The following is a 19,580-nucleotide window of genomic DNA, read 5'->3' as shown; positions in this document are numbered from 1 at the left end:
AGCTAAGATATCACCTCTTATCTGCCTTGTCAAGACTATGCCCTTTTTACCTTTCAATATGTTATTGACATATGCCTGTAAGCCTTATCAATTCTACTTTTCGTGACAACCGTTGTTCTCAAAAGCGGATGCAAAATAACACAGGATTTCTTTATTATCCAAATGGAAAATTGAGAAAAAAGATAAACCCGTTGAACTTTGATTGCTTAGAGGTTGAATGGGTGGGTGTTAAAGGGGGAGATTTTTTTTGAGAAAAACAATATACAGCAAAGATGGGTTCTTTGTTGAGTAGTTATAATTGATGCATCTTGTATATGACTACCTGTTCATCTAACAATTGATCTGTATTGCTCAATGCCCAGATCTTTCTAACGACATCCATTCCTCTTATTACTTTACCAAATGCAGCAAAACCTTTCCCATCAGAATTCCTCTTACCACCACAATCCAACTCCGGCTGATTGCCAATGCATATAAAAAATTCAGAAGATGCACTTCCTGGCTCCAGTCGCGCCATACTTATAGTACCATCTTCATGCAACACGCCTGTTTGGTTCGTCGATTCATGTATTATACTTTTTAACTCCAAAGGATGTTCTTCTTCAAACAGTCCACCTTGAATAACATCTATCTTAACCTCAACACCTTCCTGATTATCCTTATTTACAACTCTATAAAATACCGCATTATCATATCTTCCTTCATTTACATACTTCAAAAAGTTATTTGTTGTGACCGGCGCTTTATCTTGATATACTTCAATTAGAATATCACCCAACTCTGTTTCTACCACCACCCTAGGATTTTCCTTACAACCCAACAATAGCAGCAACAGACTTATTGATAAAAAATATTTCATGCTCTTCTTTTTACTATAAACGATACCACCAAGATAATAAACAGCACACCAATTATAATAAAAGCCCAATAATTAATGGTACGGTATTCAAGAGTAAGGATATAATCTTTATATAGAAAGCTGCCACGGCAAAAACTCCATTTAGCACTATTATTGTCTATACTATTGGCATTGGTTGCGAATAATAAGCCCGGAACTTCAATCTCAGCGCTATAATTGTTATCAGCCAGCATTATGACTTCATCATCAATCTGCTTTTCGAAGTGCTCAAAATAGCCATCAGCATAGGCTTCACTCAACCAGGTTGCATTCATTTGCTGATCAGTTAACTGGCAAATCTCAACCAGCTCGGGACCATCATCAACAGACGATTTAAACAACTGTAGAACGAATAGCGAATCAGATTCCGTTAAAACTTCTTTTTGCGATTGATAAGCCAATTCATTAGTTAGCTGAACAAACTCAATCCCTAAAGTGCTTGTCAGATAATCCCAAAATTTCGCCTCACCTTGCTCTTCGAAAGCTTCAAGATCAGCTTTACTCATGTTTTGAACAATAGATGTATCATCTTCGAAGAAGTATGCATATTCATCCCTACTCAGATAATCATCAACAGACAGATGCTTAAACGGAAATCGTTGTTTAAATGTCTCGCTATACTGGTGAAAAGTAAAAAAGCCTCTGAATTTACTATTTATACTAAGCGAGATATTATCCTTGTATACGGAATCATTTTCAGGCACAAGGTCTTTATTCACCGCTGCTACATTCAGAAAAGTCTTCTCTACAATTACAACAAACAAGGTATCCTCGCTGTCTTCATCCATTTTTTTATCATAACTCACATTCCATCCGTCATTAATATCAAAGGAAAAGGGATTGGAATATATTTTTGAAGAATCACCTTCTGCTACAATTCGTTTAAAAATGGTTCCATCATCATTAATTCGTGTATAATAATGATACCTTAAATCTTTGCAAGCCGATACAATAAGCACCAGCGCAATCAATAATATTTTTGTTTTCATAGCGCACTAGTTATTGGTTATCCAGTTACACACATCATATTCTTTTCTTAATTGCCAGGCTGTTAACTGCACTGTTTCGCCAGACTGAAAAGCGGCATAGTCTGATGGATAAAATTGTTCCATATAAACAAGCATCCTTTCCAGCATTACAAACAACTCGGCATTTTCGCTTTTGATCTGTTTCAGGTGAACCTTACTAAAAGCTACACCCTTATTACTAAATGGCAGTGATTCTGAGCTGGCTAATAACGTCATCATTTTATCAACTGCCTGCTTACACGAACCAGATGAGGGTTGCACCAACTGATTGCCGTTTATTTGCTGCTCAACCAGCCATCTTTGCTCCCTGGTATCTACTTCCATCCAAATATATGTACCCAAACTGAGCAATAAGACTATAGATGCAGCTACCCTAAGCACTTGTATCAGTCTTTTGCTGTAGTTACGAGGTTCGTTAATCTTCTGCAATAATCTTTGTTTAAATTTGTCCTCATTCGACATCCTCAAGTCTGTCCTTTTAACATCCTCAACAAATCGCTTATAAACGTCCTTTTCCATAATCTATCCTTTTCCATATTTCATAAGGCACTCCCTGACAAGCTTACGCGCTAAATACAAATTGTCTTTAATCTGCTTAGCCGATAAACCCGTAATCTGCCTTACCTCATCTACCTCCAACTCTTCCACATCACGGAGCACGAATACCACTTTTTGTAAAGGCGATAAGTTTTTAGTAGCCTTTAGAATTAACCCACCAACTTCTTTATTTGCTAATTGATAATGCGCATCCTCACAATATTTCGACATAACTCCATCATCCACTGGTATGAGATGTTTCCTCTTTCGCAAGGAACTAATCGCCTGACGAGTTGCGATAGTATACAGCCAGGTTGTAAATTTTGACTTCCCGGCATCGTATTGGCTCAACTTCTGCCACACCACAATAAAGGTATCCTGCAAAACATCTTTTGATTCCTCCTCATTGTTAATGATACGGAAAACTAATTGATACAAGTAACCGGTATACTTATCTATCAGCTGAGCAAAGGCCAACTTATTTCCCTGCTTACTACTATTTATTAATTGTTCTTCAGTCATCAAACATTTTCAATGTTTACATATGATACGCAAATAGGCCATTGTGGTCGAATAAAAACTTGAATAACCATTAAAAACAATCGATTTGTTCGAAAACGCACACCTCGAACACTGTAACCGATTAGGACCCTCAATCGTCCTATTTGTAAAGCCTAACAAAAATCATGTGTTCGAAACCGAACAAAATTAAAGTAAATCTAAGGTTAAAATAGGTACAAACCAAAAAACAACAACCATAACACACTGAATAAGTGAACTTTTAAATGTGTGGCACATCCATTGTTATTACGTATTGAACCCGTTAGAATCTATATATCTAAGAAAAAACATTATGAGCCAAAGCATTATTAGAGTGAATCAACTTCACAAATCTTATATCACAGGCAGCAACTCTCTTCACGTACTTAAGGGGCTTGACATTGACATTCAGGAAGGCGAGATGGTTTCTATCATGGGATCTTCCGGTTCAGGTAAATCAACTCTGCTCAACATTCTGGGTATACTCGATAATTATGATGCCGGTGAGTATTACCTCAATGATATTCTTATTCAGCAAATGAATGAACGAAAGGCTGCAGCGTTTCGCAACAAGTATATTGGCTTTATTTTTCAATCATTCAACCTGATTTCGTTTAAAAATGCAATGGAGAATGTTGCACTCCCCTTGTACTACCAAGGCGTTAGTCGGAAAAAGCGCAATGCCCAAGCACTTGAATTGCTTGAGCGATTAGGCCTGAAAGAATGGTGGAACCATTTACCCAGTGAACTGTCCGGTGGACAGAAACAACGCATTGCCATTGCTCGTTCATTAATATCATCCCCAAAAGTCATCCTTGCCGATGAGCCAACCGGTGCCCTAGACACACAAACATCCTATGAAGTGATGGACATCCTGAAAGAAGTGAATGCTTCGGGAATCACCGTTATTATTGTAACGCATGAAAACGACATTGCAGATATGACCCAACGTGTCATTCGCCTGAAAGATGGTATTATTGAATCTAATAGTACTAACCATCAGGGCACTTCAGCTGACAATAGTCAAATTTTCACCTCGCACAAGTCTGTATTATCATGATTGATTATTTACAGGAAATATTTTCCACACTTAAACAGAATAAGCTTCGAGCCATTATGACAGGCTTTAGTGTAGCCTGGGGTATATTTATGCTCATCATATTGCTGGGCTCGGGTAAAGGACTTGAAAATGGCATGGAATTCAATTTCAGAGGCACATCTAAAAATGCTTTATGGATTTGGAGTCGCCGGACACAAGTCGCTCATGATGGACTTAAAGCTGGGCGCCGCATTAACTTCACAGTAGCCGATGGAGAAATGTTGCGCCGCAAGTTTGAAGATGACATGGATAACTTCTCAGGCCGCTTTCATCTTTGGGGTGACTTTGGAGTCACTTACAAAAATGAATATGGCGACTTTCGCATCGAAGGCGTAATGCCAGAGTTTAAGAAGATTCAATTAGTTGACATCCAGCAGGGCCGATACATTAACGAAATAGATATCGAGCAATTTAGAAAATCAGTTATCATTTCAGATCCGGTACAAAAACATCTTTTTAAGGATGAAGATCCCATGGGCAAATACATCCGGATAAGTGGGGTGCCTTTTATGGTGGTGGGAACATTTGTTGATCCGGAAGACAAAGACCGAAAACAACTGTATATGCCGCTTACAACCACGCAGCGGGTGTTTAATGGCAACAACCGCCTGACCGAGATGGCCATATCAACCAATGCCACATCTGTTGCTGAAAATAAACGAATAGAAGATGAAGTAAGAAATACGCTGATGGAACGTCATCGGGTGGCTCCAGATGACCAGCAGGCGATTGGTATTTGGAATACCCTGGAAAGTTTTAAACAGGCACAAGGCGTTTTTGCCGGCATCCGCATGTTTGTTTGGGTGATTGGTATTATGACCATTATAGCAGGTATTGTTGGAGTCAGTAACATTATGATCATCCTGGTAAAAGAACGAACAAAAGAAATTGGTATTCGCAAAGCTATTGGTGCTTCTCCATTTTCAATCATCAGGCTGGTATTATCTGAGTCTGTTTTGATAACTGCTCTGGCAGGATTCTTTGGATTGGTGGCCGGCATGGGATTATTGGCTGGTGTTTCAGCCATCCTGCAGCAGATAGCCACACAGAATCAGGATGTTCAAAGAGCCTTTTTCAACCCTTCAGCCGATTTAGGCGTGGCGCTATGGGCCTTAGCCATATTAGTGACCGCCGGATTGATAGCTGGTTACATCCCGGCCCGTAAAGCATCTGCTATACGACCAATTGAAGCATTACACGACGAATAAATCTAACCCAAAGTCTAAAGCTATGTTTGATAAAGATAGGTGGCAGGAAATATTTAATGCTATCAAAAAAAATAAACTAAGAAGTGTTCTGACAGCCTTTGGTGTGTTTTGGGCCATCTTCATGCTCATTGTTATGACCGGCTCAGGTAATGGACTCAAGAACGGCGTATATGAGGGCGTTAAAGACTTTGCCACAAACAGCGGTTTTATGTGGGCCGAAAATACCACCATTGCCTACGAAGGCTTTAAACGAGGACGTCATTGGCAAATCAATAATGATGATATTGAAGCCATCAGAGATCAGGTACCTGAGGTAGAAGTCATTTCACCACGATTAAATGGCTGGAACTTGCGTAGTGGAGAAAATATTGTGAGAGGCAAACGATCAGGTGCATTTAATGTGATGGGTGACTACCCCAGCTATCGGGAGATAGACCCCTGCAGCATGCCTTATGGCCGTTACATTAACGACGAGGATATTAAACTGAAACGTAAGGTCTGCATCATTGGCGAAAAGGTATATGAAGTAATGTTTGATGAAGGCGAAGATCCGGTTGGACAATACCTGCGCGTTAATGGTGTGTATTTCATGGTGGTTGGCGTGTTTAAATCAAATAATCCAAAGATAAACATTGGAAGCAACAAAAAGGAAACTGTCTACCTGCCCTTTACGGCCATGCAACAAACCTTTAATTATGGCGACCAGGTGCATTACTTTGGATTAATTGCCAAAAAAGGTGTTAAGGTGCAAACAGTCATTGATAAAATTTCACCTATCCTGCAGGGCAATCACAAACTCTCACCCGACGATGACGAAGCTATTGGCAAGTTTGATTTGGAGAACCAGATCAAAACCATGAACTTCATTTTCCTGGGCATTGACATCCTTATATGGGTAGTTGGAATTGGGACTTTAATTGCCGGAGCCGTTGGTATCAGTAACATCATGCTGGTCATCGTTAAAGAGCGCACCAAAGAAATTGGTATTCAACGAGCCATTGGTGCGCGCCCTGCTATGATTGTGGGCCAGTTATTAACCGAGTCTGTATTCCTGACCACCATCGCCGGCTTTATCGGCCTCGCATTTGGCACAGTTGTATTGTACCTGGTAGATATGGCGGTTGACGCTTCTAGGGCAGCTGGCAATGTGGAAGATGAAACATTCTTCCTAAACCCCGAAGTTGGGTTACCGCTAGCCATTGCAGCACTTACGATGCTGATTCTGGTTGGTTTAATAGCCGGACTTATACCTGCAATGAAAGCTATTAAAATTAAACCAATTGAAGCTTTAAGACACGAATAAAAAATTTGAACATACTAGAAACTATAAAAAATCTAAACTCATGAAGAAGGTATTAAAAATATTAGGTAGCGTTGTATTTATCGCATTATTTGCCTGGGTGGTATTTTACTTGTACAATCAGTCGAAAAAAGATCCTGTAGTTTACGAAACTGAAACGGCAGAAGTCACCAACATTATTAAGAAAACAGTTGCAACTGGTTCCGTTGTACCCAGGAAAGAGATTGAGATCAAACCTCAGGAGTCGGGCATCATCACCGAAATATTTGTTGAAGCAGGTGATGAAGTAAAGAAAGGCGACCTGATTGCTAAGGTGCAGATCATTCCCGAAATGATTCAGGTGAACAATGCCGAAGCGCAATTAAAAAGAGCCGAAATCAGCTTCAAGAATGCTAAAGTTGAATTCAATCGCAAAAAGGAGTTATTCGATACTGGTGTGATTCCTGAATCTGAATTCCTGGAAGAACAACTGAGATTTGAAACAGCAGAAGCGGATAAACTGGCTGCCGAGAACAACTTACAACTGATTAAAGAAGGTGTAACGAGTAACTCGAAGAACCAAACCAACACTTTAATTCGTTCCACCATCACTGGCATGGTGCTGGATGTACCTATTAAAGAAGGTAATTCGGTGATTAAAAGTAACACCTTCAACGATGGAACAACCATTGCTGTTGTAGCCGATATGGGCAAAATGGTATTTGAAGGTAAGGTAGACGAAACTGAGGTTGGCAAGATTAAGCAAGGCATGGCGCTATTGCTGTCGATTGGGGCCATCGAAGATGAAAAGTACGATGCCTTTCTGGAATCTATTGCTCCTAAAGGTGTGGAAGAAAACGGCGCAATTCAGTTTGAGATTAAAGCGGCCGTTAAATTAAAGGAAGGTCAGTTCATCAGAGCCGGCTACAGTGCCACTGCAGATATCGTGCTTGATCGCAGAGATAGCGTTTTAGCCATCAAAGAAAAACTAATCACGTTTAGTAACGACTCAGCATTTGTTGAGATAGAAACTGGGGAACAGCTATTTGAAAAGCGCCTGGTAACAACCGGTCTATCGGATGGTATCAAAATCGAAATCACCGAAGGACTGTCAAAAGAGGATAAAATTAAGATTCCTAAAAGCTAATTGAATAATAATTGATATTTTTATTAACAATTTAGTTCTAATTTTTACCTGAAGAGAAACAATTAGGCTCACACCCTATAAAAGAATTATCTATGATACGGAAATCTATTATTGCACTTGCCTGCATACTATTAGCTTTGCCCAACATAAAAGCACAAGATAGCCTGAAGCAGGTTTGGGGCGAGAATAAAAAGCAATGGTCGCTGCTGGAATGCATCAACTATGCACATGAAAATAATATCACCATACAGCGTCAGGCCATCAATACCGAATACCAGGAGAATCAGTTAAAGCAAAGTAAACTCAATCGCTTACCTGATTTAAATGCCAGCAGTGATGGATCTGTTAGCTTTGGTTATACCTGGGTGCAACAGGAAGCTACGAATGTGGACCAGGATTTGCGTTCGTTTGGCATTAGCGCCAGTAGTAGCATGAATGTTTTTAGTGGTTTTACCAATAACAATACCATCAAACGAAATCAGGTTGACTTATTGGCCGCCATTGAAGATATGCAAAAAACAAAGAATGACATTGGCCTCCAAATAACTGGTCATTATTTGCAGATACTTTTTAACAAAGAGCTTCTTAATGTAGCCAAAGAGCAGTATGAAACCAGTAAGCTACAAGCCGAAAGAACAAAAAAACTGGTTGATGCAGGCAGTCAGGCAATGGGCAGCTACCTGGAAATTAAATCGCAGGCGGCCAAGGAAGCATTGAATGTTACCCAACAAGAAAATAACCTGGCCCTTTCATTACTTAATCTGGCACAGCTACTTGATCTGGAACGACCTGTTGAGTTTGATATTTTAATACCATCACTACCTGAGTTAACAGTTTTCACACCTGAACCACCAACGGATATTTACATGACAGCACTTGGCATTATGCCTGAAATAAAAAGCGCCACCTACAATACCGAAAGTAAGGAATACGACTTAAAAATTGCCAAAGGCAATTACTATCCAACTTTGGGATTAGGTGCTGGCATGTCAACCAATGCCAACTGGCTGGTGGGCGACCCTTATGACTCTAACCGTTCGCTAAACGAACAGTTTAAGACCAATCGCAACACTTACATTGGTGCCCGTTTAAACATTCCTATCTTCAACCGCTTACAAACCCGTAATAATGTTGCTAACGCCAAACTTGGAGTAGCAGATGCCCAATTTCAACTTAAGCAAGAAAAACTTAACCTGCGTAAGAACATTCAGCAGGCCTATGCCGATGCCATGGCAGCCTACAATAAGTTCTTATCCAGCCAGGAAGCTGTCAACTCCTTTGCAGAATCTTTCAGATACACCGAAAAGAAATTTAATGTTGGATTAGTGAATTCGGTGGACTATAATGTGGCAAAAACAGATTATACCAGGGCCCAGTCTGATTTATTACAATCAAAATACGAATACATTTTGCGTACAAAAATCCTTGATTTCTATAAAGGAATACCTATCGAACTATAGATTCATAATACCCTTTTTACCCTTTATTTTAAAACACCGGATAGTTGCCAGCATTATCCGGTGTTTTAGTATAAGAAATCCTTTTGTTAATGGCCGCTTTTTTATTTTGAATGATTAAATTAGCCGATAAATTACTGAACCTATGAAAAAACCCGTAGTTATAGCCATTGCTGCCATCTTCATTATTATTATTGTTTTAGTTGTAGGAAAAAAACAAGGGTGGATTGGCCAGGAATACCAGGAAAAAGTACTCACCGAGAAAGCACAACTCCGCACAATTACAGAGTCCATTACAGCCAACGGCAAGATTAAGCCAATGGTGGAAGTTAAAATCAGCTCTGATGTTTCAGGTGAGATTCTGGAGTTACTGATTGAAGAAGGCCAGGAAGTAAAAAGAGGGCAAATGCTGGCACGTATTCAGCCAGATATCTACGAGCGTAACTTTGAGAAAATGCAGGCATCGCTAAAATCGGCCGAAGCCAACCTTTTACAGGCCGAAGCGCAGCTGCAACAAAAGGAACTCAACTACAAACGCAACAAAGAACTTTGGGCCGACAAAACCATTTCAGAGGCTGAATTTGAACAGGCAGAGTCGGAATATGAGATTGCCAAGGCTAATAAAGCATCGACCAAAGCGGCATTGCGCAATTCTAAAGCATCGCTGAATGAAGCAAAGGATAACCTGAACAGAACCAGTATTTATGCCCCAATGGACGGCACCATATCGCGCCTTAATGTTGAAAAAGGTGAGCGCGTTGTAGGTACAGCACAGTTTGAAGGCACCGAAATGATGACACTGGCCAACTTGCATCAAATGGAGGTATTGGTAGATGTGAATGAGAATGACATTATTCGCGTTAGTCAGTACGACACCTGCCTCATTGAAGTAGATGCCTATTTGAAGCAAAAGTTTAAGGGTATTGTAACCCAAATTGCCAACTCAGCCAAAACCCAAGGTGCCAGTGCCGATCAAATTACCAATTTTGAGGTTCGTGTACTGATACTGCCTGAATCCTATGAACATTTGGCAACTGAAGACAGTAAAAACAGGTATCCGTTCCGCCCGGGCATGTCAGCTACGGTTGATATACAAACCAACACCAGGTACAACACACTTACCATTCCTATCCAATCGGTCACCACCCGCCCTGATACTATCCAGAGCGATTCAACGAAAGTAGAAGCCGACAAAGACAAGCGACTGGAAGTGGTATTTGTGGTGGAAAACGGTAAAGCCATTCAGAAAAAGGTAGTGCCGGGTATTCAAAACACCAAACACATTGAAATATTAGAAGGGCTGGCAGAAGAGGATGAGGTTATCAGTGGTCCATACTCAGCCATCTCCAGAAAATTAAATAATGAAACACCTGTTCAGGTCGTTGATAAATTATTTGAAGACAAGAAAGAATAATTGAATTAGATAACAACATACACCGGGCCTTTATACAATTGTTTAAAGGCCCGCTTTGATTTATAACCATTTCCATCTATCAAACTATTTCTTAATTTTGCGCAACAATGATTTATTCATGTGGCGATTATATTAACCAGTAGCTGGAGTGGAAAATTCACAGCATTTAAGTTACTGTTATATAACTCAGAACAAACATATAGCATGGCAAAAATTTTAAGTATAGAGACGTCGACCGGAGTATGTTCAGTGGCATATAGTGAAAACGGAAAAGTTGTTGCATCAAAAGAGCTTTACCAGGTTAATTCACATGCTACCAACTTAACACTTCTTATTGAAGAATTATTTGAGCTAGGTGAAACGCCCGATATTAAAGACATTGATGCCGTAGCTGTCAGTAGTGGTCCTGGGTCATACACTGGTTTGCGTATTGGTGTTTCTACAGCTAAAGGTATATGCTATGCTTTAAACAAACCTCTAATCGCCATTGACTCTATGCACATCATGAGTTATCCGGTTATTGAGCAACACCATGCTAGCAGCTCGTTATCACCAGTCTTTTGTCCGCTGATGGATGCACGACGCATGGAAGTGTACACAGCTGTTTTTGATCAACAACTGAACATCCTGGAAGCTATCTCGGCCAAGATTGTAGATGAAACCACTTTTGAAGAATGGCTCAATCAGTACCAGGTTGTTTTCTTTGGCAATGGCGCAGAAAAGTGCAAAGAAGTTATTCAACATGAAAATGCACTTTTCCTGGACGACTGTCATCCTTTGGCAAAAAATCTGGCACCTTTGGCCGAACAGTATTTTGCACAGGAAAAGTTTGAAGACGTGGCCTATTTTGAGCCCTTCTATCTAAAAGATTTTGTGGCCACTACACCAAAGAAAAAGATATTATAGTCAGAACATATAAGTAATTCCAGGCGTTTGTTTGTCATATAGAGTAAGTAACCTTAACTTATTCTCAAAATGAATGCTTATGAAACGAGCCACCATATTTCTGTTTTGTGTACTTTTTAGTGTTAATATACTGGCATCACAAGAAGAAAAGAAAGATACCGTATTTATCCCTCCCTACCCTTTAACTACTCATGCGGCTTATCAAGGAGGCGAGCAGTTGGTTTTTTCACTTAATTATGGGTTTGTAACGGGAGGTAAGGCCACCCTCTCAGTTAATGATTCGGTTATTAACAATATCGCTACGCACCATATAGTTGGCAAGGGCGTAACAGTTGGCGTAGCCGATGTACTTTACAAAATCAGAGACCGCTACGAAAGTTTCATTGATGTAAAAACCAATGAACCAATAAAAGCCATTCGCAGTATTCGCGAAGGCCGTTACCGCTATTACAATGAAGTAGAATATAACCGTGATTCATCCCAGGTTATTTCTAAAAAATCAGGCGTACACAAGGTTCAGGAGGGCATTCTTGATATTCTCTCAGCCTTTTACTTTGCCCGTAACCATAAATTTAATGAAGAACTGGAGGTGGGTGAAGTCATTGAGTTCATGACATACTTCTCCGATGAAAACTTCCCTCTGCGCATACGCTACCGCGGCACCGAGGTCATTAAAACCAACTTTGGCAAAATTGAGTGTTACAAATTTTCGCCGGTAACAGAAGTGGGGCGTGCTTTTAAAACAGAAGATGACATGCAGGTATGGATTAGCCGTGACAGCAATCGCATTCCGGTTCGTGTCAGGTTCGACCTGGCAGTAGGCTCTTTCACCTGCAACCTCGAATCGTTTAAAGGCCTCAAGCACCCGTTTAGTAGTGTAAGACATTAAGAACATCAATCTCAGCTGGTAGCTTTTCATTCTTACAATTCGTTTTTTACACGAATTCCTTTATTTTTGCACCGTTTTTTAAGATAATAATAATCACAATTTCAATAGTATGGCAACTACAGCTGATTTTAGAAATGGAATGTGCATTGAGTACAATGGACAGTTATTCTTCATTGTACAGTTTCAACACGTTAAACCTGGGAAAGGAGCTGCGTTTGTAAGAACAAAACTTAAGAATGTATCTACCGGAAAGGTTATTGAAAATACATTTAACGCAGGTGTTAAAGTGAATGAAGCACGTGTTGAGCGTCGTCCTCATCAGTTCTTATATAAAGATGACATGGGCTATCACTTCATGAACGCCGAAACATTTGAGCAGATTCCTATCGAAGAGTCGCTGATTGATAATACATCTTTACTTAATGAAGGTATGGAAGTAGAAGTAGTATACCATGCTGATACAGAAACAGCATTGATGGTAAACCTGCCTACTAACGTGGTATTTGAGGTAACTTATACCGAACCTGGTGTTCGTGGCGATACTTCATCAACTAACTCATTAAAGCCTGCCACAGTAACTACAGGAGCCACCATCATGGTGCCTTTATTTATTAACACTGGCGACAAAATCAAAATTAACACCTCCGACAACTCATATGTTGAGCGTGTAAAATAATTTTGCACAACATTACCCCCTGTTATAGACTTTAAATTAACCATTTATAAAAAGCTTATAACAGGGTATTTTATAGCCCAAAACAACGATGTAGCAATAATTCCTGACTTTTATAGGTTTTTTTTAATACCTTAGTTGGAAAGAGTTATCCGGATATGGTTACGCAATTAAGAAAGAAAAGACTACGACTTTACAAGGATCGATTAAATATCATCCTTGATATTGCGCAAACCATAAATGAGGATCACTCAATCGATGATTTGCTTTCCGAATTTGAAATACTTCTCCGTGAAGAACTTGAAGTGGGCAAAGTACTTGTATACACCTTTTCAAACGAAGAGTGGAAGAACCTTTTAGCTTCTGGTGTTACAGAAGAAGAAGCCGCTGCAATTGATGTAGAAAAGGATTTGTTGCAATATGATACCATTGAGAGTATTACCCTATCGCACCCTCCCAATTTGAAAGGCTTTGATGCGGTTATCCCGCTGTTTCACAGATACAGGGCCATTGGCTATGTACTCATTGGAGATATTGAGGAGGAACAACAGGGTATTAGCCCAACGATTAAGCACCTAAAACTGATTCAGATTATTTCGAACCTGATCATTGTGTTTGTTGAAAACAAGCGCATGCAGCAGGAGCTACTTGAGCAGGAAGCCATAAAAAGAGAGATGGAACTGGCTTCCAGAATTCAGAATCAACTGGTACCAAGCAAGCACCAATTACCCAAAACCTCTAAGCTGGATATTCACACGTATTACCAGCCTCACATGGGCGTTGGCGGTGATTATTACGATGTTTTTCGCCTGTCGAGGAATACCATTGGTTTTTGTATTGCCGACGTATCAGGTAAAGGTATGTCAGCCGCAATGCTGATGTCCAACTTCCAGGCGGTTATTCGCTCACTCTTTTCGTATCGCTGCAACCTGAAGAAACTGGTTCATCAGCTGAATGCTCGTGTCAACGAAAGTGCGAATAACGAGAAATTTATCACCTTGTTTATAGGCCGTTATAATCTGATAACCCGTCGCTTGAACTATGTAAATGCTGGTCACCTGCCACCCTTACTATACGACACCCGAAAACAGCATCTGATACACCTGGAAAGTGGGTGCATTGGATTGGGTATGCTCGACTTCATTCCATCCATTGAAGTGGGTAAGGTACACATTCCCAAGGGCTCTAAATTATTGGCTTTTACTGATGGCTTGGTGGAATTGGACGATGGCTACCAGGTGGAATCGGGCGCAGAGGAAGTCGAAGCAATTATGAACAACAACCATCCACTTGAACAGAATTTTCAGGGTCTGAGGGCAATCATCGATCGTATTGAAAGCGATGGTGCAGCCTTTGACGACATCTCACTCATTGGCCTCGAATTCAAATAAAAAAAGCAGACCAACCGGCCTGCTTTAGTTATGTTGTTTATTCGCTTATTATTGTGCTATTACTAAAAAGTAGTTCTTCTTACCTTTTTGCACCAATAAATACTTGTCATTTAGCAAGGCATCTGTTTTAACAGTCATCTCTGCATCTGTCACTTTTTCCTTATTCATGCTTACGCCCCCACCTTTGATGGTACGTCTCAATTCGCCTTTGGATGGAAAGACGGCTGTTTTTTCGGCTAATAAATCAACAATATTAATACCTTCAACCAGAACAGCTTTATCAACAAAAAACTGAGGTACTCCTTCAAACACTGCTAATAGTGTTTGTTCATCAATCTTGCGCAACGCTTCTGTTGTAGCTTTACCAAATAGTATTTGAGATGCTTCCACTGCCGCCTCATACGCCTCTTCAGAATGCACCATAATAGTTACTTCTTTTGCTAATCGTTGCTGCAGTGCCCGTCTATGTGGTTGCTCTTTGTGTTCTTCAATCAGTGTCTCAATCTCATCTTTTGAGAGCAACGTAAAGATTTTAATATATTTCTCCGCATCCTCATCTGATGTATTTAACCAAAATTGGTAAAAAGCATAAGGTGATGTACGAACAGGATCCAACCAAATATTACCAGACTCAGTCTTACCAAATTTCTTACCATCAGCTTTTTTAATTAACGGACAAGTCAGTGCAAAGGCTTCTCCACTTCCTGTTCTGCGGATTAGCTCGGTACCAGTTGTGATATTACCCCACTGATCAGAACCACCCATCTGAAGCTTACAATTTTTCTCATTATACAGGTGCAAGAAATCAGTTCCCTGTACCAATTGATAGGTAAACTCAGTGAAAGAGAGACCGGTTTTATAGCTTCCGTCTAAGCGCTTTTTAACCGAATCTTTAGCCATCATATAATTAACCGTGATATGCTTTCCAATATCGCGAATGAATTCAAGAAACGAATACTCCTTCATCCAGTCGTAGTTATTTACCATTTCGGCCGCATTTTCTGCATCAGAATCAAAATCCAGAAAATTTGACAGCTGCTTTTTAATGCCATTCTGATTTTTACGCAGCTGCTCCTCATCCAGCAGGTTGCGTTCATCCGATTTACCTGAAGGATCACCAATCATACCAGTTGCGCCACCAACCAAAACAATTGGTTTGTGTCCGCATACCTGAAAATGCTTTAGCATCATTACACTTACCAGGTGACCAATGTGTAAAGAATCTGCTGTTGGGTCAATACCCACATAAGCCGATGTCATTTCTTTCTCCAATTGCTCTTCTGTACCTGGCATTACATCGTGGATCATACCACGCCATCTTAATTCTTCTACAAAATTCATGGTAAGTGCATTATTTTAATTGTCTTAAGCAAGACACTATTATACATGTGTTAATAACAAAAGCACAAAGATAATAAAAACACAATGTCAATTGTATGCCATTTTGCAAGTAAAAACTACAATTTGATAATATACCATGCACAAAGAGAACTTCTTGAGGGTTTTAACATGCTATTAACCTCTGAATCATCAACTTTTTAGTATTTTTAGTCATCTTTTAACACACACTAAACTCTACTATCACTAAGCATGAAACTTATCTTCCTGCTGCTGACTTTTATTAGCTGTCTGCAGCTCACAGCACAAAAGAAACAGGTTGAAGCAATTTACCTCAATCAACCCTTAAAAATTGATGGAATTCTCGATGATGGGTCATATCAAAGTGCCTTTGCAGCCACCGACTTTGTGCAGCTTGAACCGTATAATGGGCAGCCGGCGATGCAAAAAACCGAGGTGTACTTCTTTTATGACCAAACAGCGGTATACCTTGGAGCCATATTGTATGACTCTGCACCCGACAGTATTTACAATTACTTGTCTGAAAGAGATAACATTGGCGCCGCCGATTATTTTGGTGTTTACTTTGACCCATATAACGAAGGACAACTCTCTTATGGTTTTTTTATTACACCCGCAGGTGTGCAAACCGACATCAAAGCCATAAAAAGTGACCGTGACCGTGAAGATGCGAACTGGGATGCTGTATGGGAAAGCAAAACCCGCATAACCAATGAGGGATGGACAATTGAAATGCGTATTCCTTATTCTGCCCTGCGATTTCCCGAAAAAGATGTTCATACCTGGGGATTAAATATGTTTCGGAATATACGCCGGTACAATTCCAATAATTCATGGAGTTTTATTGATCGGAATATCTCTGGTTTTATCCACCAACAAGGAGAACTTACTGGTATTAGTAACATCAAACCACCCACACGCCTATCGTTTACTCCCTATATGGCCACCTACCTGGAGCACAACGAAAATAGCGGCGAAACAGACTTCATTTACAAAGGCGGCCTGGACCTTAAATATGGCATCAATGAAAGTTTCACACTGGATATGATGCTTATTCCTGATTTTGGACAGATACAGTCGGATGATAAGCAACTCAACCTGTCGCCTTACGAAATCTATTACGATGAGCGCCGCCAGTTTTTCACCGAGGGAATGGAACTGTTTGATCGCGCCGATATCTTCTATTCGCGACGCATTGGCAGCCGGCCCAAATTTGCAGGCGATGCCGACGATGCCCTGCATGAAAACGAAATCATTGCCGATCGCCCGTCTGAAACCCAGTTGGTAAATGCCACCAAAATATCGGGACGCACCAAACGCGGCACGGCTATTGGTGTGCTCAACGCCATGTCACTCAACTCGCATGCCACACTGGGAGATACAATCACCAACCAACAGCGTGAGGTTCTGATACAACCATTTACCAACTACAATGTAACGGTGGTGGATCAGTCATTAAAAAACAACTCATACATCAGTCTTATCAACACCAACATGCTCATGTACGATCACGCATTTATGGCCAATGTCACCGGCACTGAATTTCAGTTTCGCGATAAAAGCCTGAACTTTGCCTTGAGCGGTAAAGGAGGCATCAGCCACAGAGGTGCAGAAGATAAAGAAACAGGCTGGTTTACCGAATTGGAGCTAGCTAAAAATGGTGGTAAATGGCAATATGGCATGTCGCAAGAAGCCTACTCAAAAGATTATAACCCCAATGACATGGGTTACCTCAGGCGCAATAACCTTTTCGATACGGATGCATTTATACGATTTCAGCAGGTTGAACCGTTCAGCATTTTCAGGCAGTGGATGAGTCAAATCAGTTACATACATGATATGAACATGGAGCCATTTGCCATTAAAAATCAGGAATTGAGCGTATATACCGAAGGCCAGTTTATGAATAATTATGGCTTCGAAGTACATGGGGTTTGGATGTCGGAAGAGCACAACTATGATGAGACGCGTGTTGAAGGTCGCTATTTTTATAAACCACCTGGCTACCGCATTAATCTTTTTATGCACACCGACTGGACCAAAAAAATAAGTGCCTATGGCTACTTTGGAGGCTATGCCAGGCCTGAACGTAACCAAGATGGTAACTGGATGGGCTGTGGTATACAATGGCGAATAGGGCAAAAGCTAATTCTTGACTACGAGTTGGGATATGATTTTGAGAATAATGATTATGGCTATGTCGATAAGAATGAAGCTCAGGACTCTATTCATTTTTCGCAGCGTAACCTGGGCACTGTCGAAAACATTCTTGAAATGGCTTATACGTTCAATAATAAGTTAAGCCTGAGACTTCGAAGCAGGCATTATTGGTCGAGCGTTGAAAACCTGTCCTTCTATTTATTGCAGGAAGATGGTAGCCTGCTACCTGATCACGCTTATAATGACAATCACGATCATAACTTTAATGCTTTCAATGTTGATATGGTAGTGCGATGGGTATTTGCCCCTGGTTCGGAAATGACATTGGGATGGAAAAATTCCATTTTTCACCTTGAAGAAACAGTTACAAAAGGTTACAAGAAGAATCTAGACATAGTCAGAAACAGCCCACAGATAAACACACTCTCGTTTAAATTACTCTACTACATTGATTACAATTCGGTGTTTAAAAAGAGCACCTGATATTAATTCAAAAGAATAAAGTGTAACTTTGCCGCACAATCCTAGCAAAACATCGAAATGAAAAAAGTTAAACTGTTTTTTTTGTTGATATGCAGCAGCCTGTTCTGCTATGGCCAATATACCTACCAGGCCGATAGTCTCAAACAGGAGACACAGGTTAGCCTGGATTTGAAATTAAACTACACGCCTATTCAACTGGATATTAATTCTGGCGAGATTACTAAGCACAACCGCCCGATATATCTTTATAAGCAATGGGGTATGTACGAGCAATTTCAGGTAACCCAAAACTCAACTGTCATGCTCATGCCCTATAAGGCACATTACCCGGCCGATTTTTTTAGCTATACTGGTACCAATCGCATACGTGATAGTTTTAACCCACATGGTTCCAACGATATTGGCAGTGCCCTTATCAATGGCTTCCTAAATGGTGTAATACTAGGCAATAAATACTAAGCAATACCCCGCTCCCTTTGCCCTGCTTGAACATAACTAATTAATTAAATTGCAGAATGAAACAATTACTTATTGTTGCAGTGGCATTATTATCAATTAATGCCATGGCTCAGCATGAACATCATGCCGGGCACGAAACACACTCAAGCCATGAAACAAGCAGTCATGGCAAACACAAACTGTCGCTTTACACCGGTTTTACTCACATTCCGTCGGCCTTTTACGAGCATGAAACTCATGAAGAGAGCACAGGAAAATGGGTGCCAACCATTGGAGTTGACTACTATTACTCCTTAAACAACAAATGGGCCCTTGGCCTCATTGGTGATGTGGAGCTTGACCAATATTATATTACCACCAGTAACCATGATGAACTGGAGCGTAATAACGTGGTAGTTGTATCAGCCGTTGGCAAATACAAACCAACGCACCGCATAGGTATTCTTGCCGGACCAGGTGTTGAGTGGGAATTTAAAAAGCACGATACCGAAACCTTCTTTGTGCTTAAAACAGGAATTGAGTATGAAGTGGAGATTGAAAATGGCTGGGAACTAACCCCTATGTTTACCTACGACTTTAAAGAAGAATACAGTGCCTATTCCTTTGGTATTACTATCGGTAAGCGCTTCTGATGATCTGAATCTAACGTTTAT

18 protein-coding genes are annotated in these 19,580 nt (G+C 40.4%); 13 read left to right on the top strand and 5 right to left on the bottom strand.

From position 1 onward, the window contains the following. Positions 1 to 292: 292 nt before the first annotated feature. The 4 genes from KEM09_RS19020 to KEM09_RS19005 are packed head-to-tail and all read right to left on the bottom strand — an operon-like array spanning position 293 to position 2,985. The gene (locus KEM09_RS19020) at positions 293 to 859 is read right to left on the bottom strand and encodes a peptidylprolyl isomerase (RefSeq protein WP_212230737.1); all 567 of its coding nucleotides are present in this window, start codon (positions 857 to 859) and stop codon (positions 293 to 295) included. Further along, positions 856 to 1,887: a hypothetical protein gene (locus KEM09_RS19015; protein ID WP_212230736.1), complete on the bottom strand. Its 1,032-nt coding sequence runs from the start codon at positions 1,885 to 1,887 to the stop codon at positions 856 to 858. Before KEM09_RS19015 ends, KEM09_RS19020 begins: the two co-directional genes overlap by 4 nt. Positions 1,888 to 1,893: 6 nt before the next feature. Next, positions 1,894 to 2,445: a hypothetical protein gene (locus KEM09_RS19010; RefSeq protein ID WP_212230735.1), complete on the bottom strand. Its 552-nt coding sequence runs from the start codon at positions 2,443 to 2,445 to the stop codon at positions 1,894 to 1,896. Positions 2,446 to 2,448: 3 nt separating this feature from the next. Next, positions 2,449 to 2,985, bottom strand: a complete 537-nt coding sequence (locus KEM09_RS19005) for an RNA polymerase sigma factor (protein ID WP_212230734.1) — start codon at positions 2,983 to 2,985, stop codon at positions 2,449 to 2,451. A gap of 331 nt (positions 2,986 to 3,316) precedes the next feature. Here KEM09_RS19005 and KEM09_RS19000 point away from each other — a divergent pair, with 331 nt between their 5' ends. The 10 genes from KEM09_RS19000 (at position 3,317) to KEM09_RS18955 (ending at position 14,466) form a co-directional block, all read left to right on the top strand. After that, the gene (locus tag KEM09_RS19000; RefSeq protein ID WP_212230733.1) at positions 3,317 to 4,063 is read left to right on the top strand and encodes an ABC transporter ATP-binding protein; all 747 of its coding nucleotides are present in this window, start codon (positions 3,317 to 3,319) and stop codon (positions 4,061 to 4,063) included. Continuing rightward, a complete protein-coding gene (locus KEM09_RS18995) occupies positions 4,060 to 5,310 on the top strand; it encodes an ABC transporter permease (protein WP_212230732.1) in 1,251 nt (416 codons plus the stop codon). The genes KEM09_RS19000 and KEM09_RS18995 overlap by 4 nt, the downstream gene beginning before the upstream one ends. A 22-nt stretch (positions 5,311 to 5,332) precedes the next feature. Then, positions 5,333 to 6,613, top strand: a complete 1,281-nt coding sequence (locus tag KEM09_RS18990) for an ABC transporter permease (RefSeq protein ID WP_212230731.1) — start codon at positions 5,333 to 5,335, stop codon at positions 6,611 to 6,613. A gap of 40 nt (positions 6,614 to 6,653) precedes the next feature. Continuing rightward, on the top strand, positions 6,654 to 7,736 hold the full coding sequence (locus KEM09_RS18985) for an efflux RND transporter periplasmic adaptor subunit (RefSeq protein ID WP_212230730.1): 1,083 nt from the start codon (positions 6,654 to 6,656) through the stop codon (positions 7,734 to 7,736). 92 nt (positions 7,737 to 7,828) lie between these two features. Next, complete coding sequence (locus tag KEM09_RS18980) at positions 7,829 to 9,196, top strand: TolC family protein (protein WP_212230729.1); 1,368 nt, start codon at positions 7,829 to 7,831, stop codon at positions 9,194 to 9,196. Positions 9,197 to 9,338: 142 nt separating this feature from the next. Beyond that, a complete protein-coding gene (locus KEM09_RS18975; protein ID WP_212230728.1) occupies positions 9,339 to 10,607 on the top strand; it encodes an efflux RND transporter periplasmic adaptor subunit in 1,269 nt (422 codons plus the stop codon). A gap of 204 nt (positions 10,608 to 10,811) precedes the next feature. Beyond that, complete coding sequence (tsaB, locus tag KEM09_RS18970) at positions 10,812 to 11,513, top strand: tRNA (adenosine(37)-N6)-threonylcarbamoyltransferase complex dimerization subunit type 1 TsaB (RefSeq protein ID WP_212230726.1); 702 nt, start codon at positions 10,812 to 10,814, stop codon at positions 11,511 to 11,513. Between the two features lie 79 nt (positions 11,514 to 11,592). Then, a complete protein-coding gene (locus KEM09_RS18965) occupies positions 11,593 to 12,402 on the top strand; it encodes a DUF3108 domain-containing protein (protein ID WP_212230724.1) in 810 nt (269 codons plus the stop codon). A 109-nt stretch (positions 12,403 to 12,511) separates the two neighbouring features. Further along, positions 12,512 to 13,078 carry an elongation factor P gene (efp, locus tag KEM09_RS18960; protein WP_212230722.1) on the top strand — a complete coding sequence of 189 codons (567 nt, stop codon included), beginning with the start codon at positions 12,512 to 12,514 and terminating at the stop codon, positions 13,076 to 13,078. 155 nt (positions 13,079 to 13,233) lie between these two features. Next, entirely contained in the window at positions 13,234 to 14,466 is a 1,233-nt protein-coding gene (locus KEM09_RS18955; RefSeq protein ID WP_212230720.1) for a PP2C family protein-serine/threonine phosphatase, read from the top strand. Between the two features lie 48 nt (positions 14,467 to 14,514). Here KEM09_RS18955 and tyrS read toward each other — a convergent pair whose 3' ends face one another. Beyond that, positions 14,515 to 15,807: a tyrosine--tRNA ligase gene (tyrS, locus tag KEM09_RS18950; protein ID WP_212230718.1), complete on the bottom strand. Its 1,293-nt coding sequence runs from the start codon at positions 15,805 to 15,807 to the stop codon at positions 14,515 to 14,517. 249 nt (positions 15,808 to 16,056) lie between these two features. Here tyrS and KEM09_RS18945 point away from each other — a divergent pair, with 249 nt between their 5' ends. The 3 genes from KEM09_RS18945 to KEM09_RS18935 are packed head-to-tail and all read left to right on the top strand — an operon-like array spanning position 16,057 to position 19,559. Next, entirely contained in the window at positions 16,057 to 18,468 is a 2,412-nt protein-coding gene (locus tag KEM09_RS18945) for a DUF5916 domain-containing protein (protein ID WP_212230716.1), read from the top strand. 57 nt (positions 18,469 to 18,525) lie between these two features. After that, a complete protein-coding gene (locus KEM09_RS18940) occupies positions 18,526 to 18,927 on the top strand; it encodes a hypothetical protein (protein ID WP_212230714.1) in 402 nt (133 codons plus the stop codon). Between the two features lie 56 nt (positions 18,928 to 18,983). Beyond that, positions 18,984 to 19,559 carry a porin family protein gene (locus KEM09_RS18935; protein ID WP_212230712.1) on the top strand — a complete coding sequence of 192 codons (576 nt, stop codon included), beginning with the start codon at positions 18,984 to 18,986 and terminating at the stop codon, positions 19,557 to 19,559. Positions 19,560 to 19,580: the final 21 nt, after the last annotated feature.

This window comes from Carboxylicivirga mesophila, assembly GCF_018271975.1.
Classification (GTDB): Bacteria; Bacteroidota; Bacteroidia; order Bacteroidales; family Marinilabiliaceae; genus Carboxylicivirga; species Carboxylicivirga mesophila.
This window is presented reverse-complemented; position numbering and strand designations above follow the sequence as displayed.

What these genes read in the sequence shown, in the direction of transcription:
- KEM09_RS18940 (WP_212230714.1), top strand. Translation starts at nt 18,526, where the DNA reads ATGAAAAAAGTTAAACTGTTTTTTTTGTTGATATGCAGCAGCCTGTTC.
- efp (WP_212230722.1), top strand. Translation starts at nt 12,512, where the DNA reads ATGGCAACTACAGCTGATTTTAGAAATGGAATGTGCATTGAGTACAAT.
- KEM09_RS18980 (WP_212230729.1), top strand. Translation starts at nt 7,829, where the DNA reads ATGATACGGAAATCTATTATTGCACTTGCCTGCATACTATTAGCTTTG.
- KEM09_RS19005 (WP_212230734.1), bottom strand. Translation starts at nt 2,985, where the DNA reads ATGACTGAAGAACAATTAATAAATAGTAGTAAGCAGGGAAATAAGTTG.
- KEM09_RS18990 (WP_212230731.1), top strand. Translation starts at nt 5,333, where the DNA reads ATGTTTGATAAAGATAGGTGGCAGGAAATATTTAATGCTATCAAAAAA.
- KEM09_RS18945 (WP_212230716.1), top strand. Translation starts at nt 16,057, where the DNA reads ATGAAACTTATCTTCCTGCTGCTGACTTTTATTAGCTGTCTGCAGCTC.
- KEM09_RS18965 (WP_212230724.1), top strand. Translation starts at nt 11,593, where the DNA reads ATGAAACGAGCCACCATATTTCTGTTTTGTGTACTTTTTAGTGTTAAT.
- KEM09_RS18985 (WP_212230730.1), top strand. Translation starts at nt 6,654, where the DNA reads ATGAAGAAGGTATTAAAAATATTAGGTAGCGTTGTATTTATCGCATTA.
- tsaB (WP_212230726.1), top strand. Translation starts at nt 10,812, where the DNA reads ATGGCAAAAATTTTAAGTATAGAGACGTCGACCGGAGTATGTTCAGTG.
- tyrS (WP_212230718.1), bottom strand. Translation starts at nt 15,807, where the DNA reads ATGAATTTTGTAGAAGAATTAAGATGGCGTGGTATGATCCACGATGTA.
- KEM09_RS19010 (WP_212230735.1), bottom strand. Translation starts at nt 2,445, where the DNA reads ATGGAAAAGGACGTTTATAAGCGATTTGTTGAGGATGTTAAAAGGACA.
- KEM09_RS19020 (WP_212230737.1), bottom strand. Translation starts at nt 859, where the DNA reads ATGAAATATTTTTTATCAATAAGTCTGTTGCTGCTATTGTTGGGTTGT.
- KEM09_RS18935 (WP_212230712.1), top strand. Translation starts at nt 18,984, where the DNA reads ATGAAACAATTACTTATTGTTGCAGTGGCATTATTATCAATTAATGCC.
- KEM09_RS19000 (WP_212230733.1), top strand. Translation starts at nt 3,317, where the DNA reads ATGAGCCAAAGCATTATTAGAGTGAATCAACTTCACAAATCTTATATC.
- KEM09_RS19015 (WP_212230736.1), bottom strand. Translation starts at nt 1,887, where the DNA reads ATGAAAACAAAAATATTATTGATTGCGCTGGTGCTTATTGTATCGGCT.
- KEM09_RS18975 (WP_212230728.1), top strand. Translation starts at nt 9,339, where the DNA reads ATGAAAAAACCCGTAGTTATAGCCATTGCTGCCATCTTCATTATTATT.
- KEM09_RS18995 (WP_212230732.1), top strand. Translation starts at nt 4,060, where the DNA reads ATGATTGATTATTTACAGGAAATATTTTCCACACTTAAACAGAATAAG.
- KEM09_RS18955 (WP_212230720.1), top strand. Translation starts at nt 13,234, where the DNA reads ATGGTTACGCAATTAAGAAAGAAAAGACTACGACTTTACAAGGATCGA.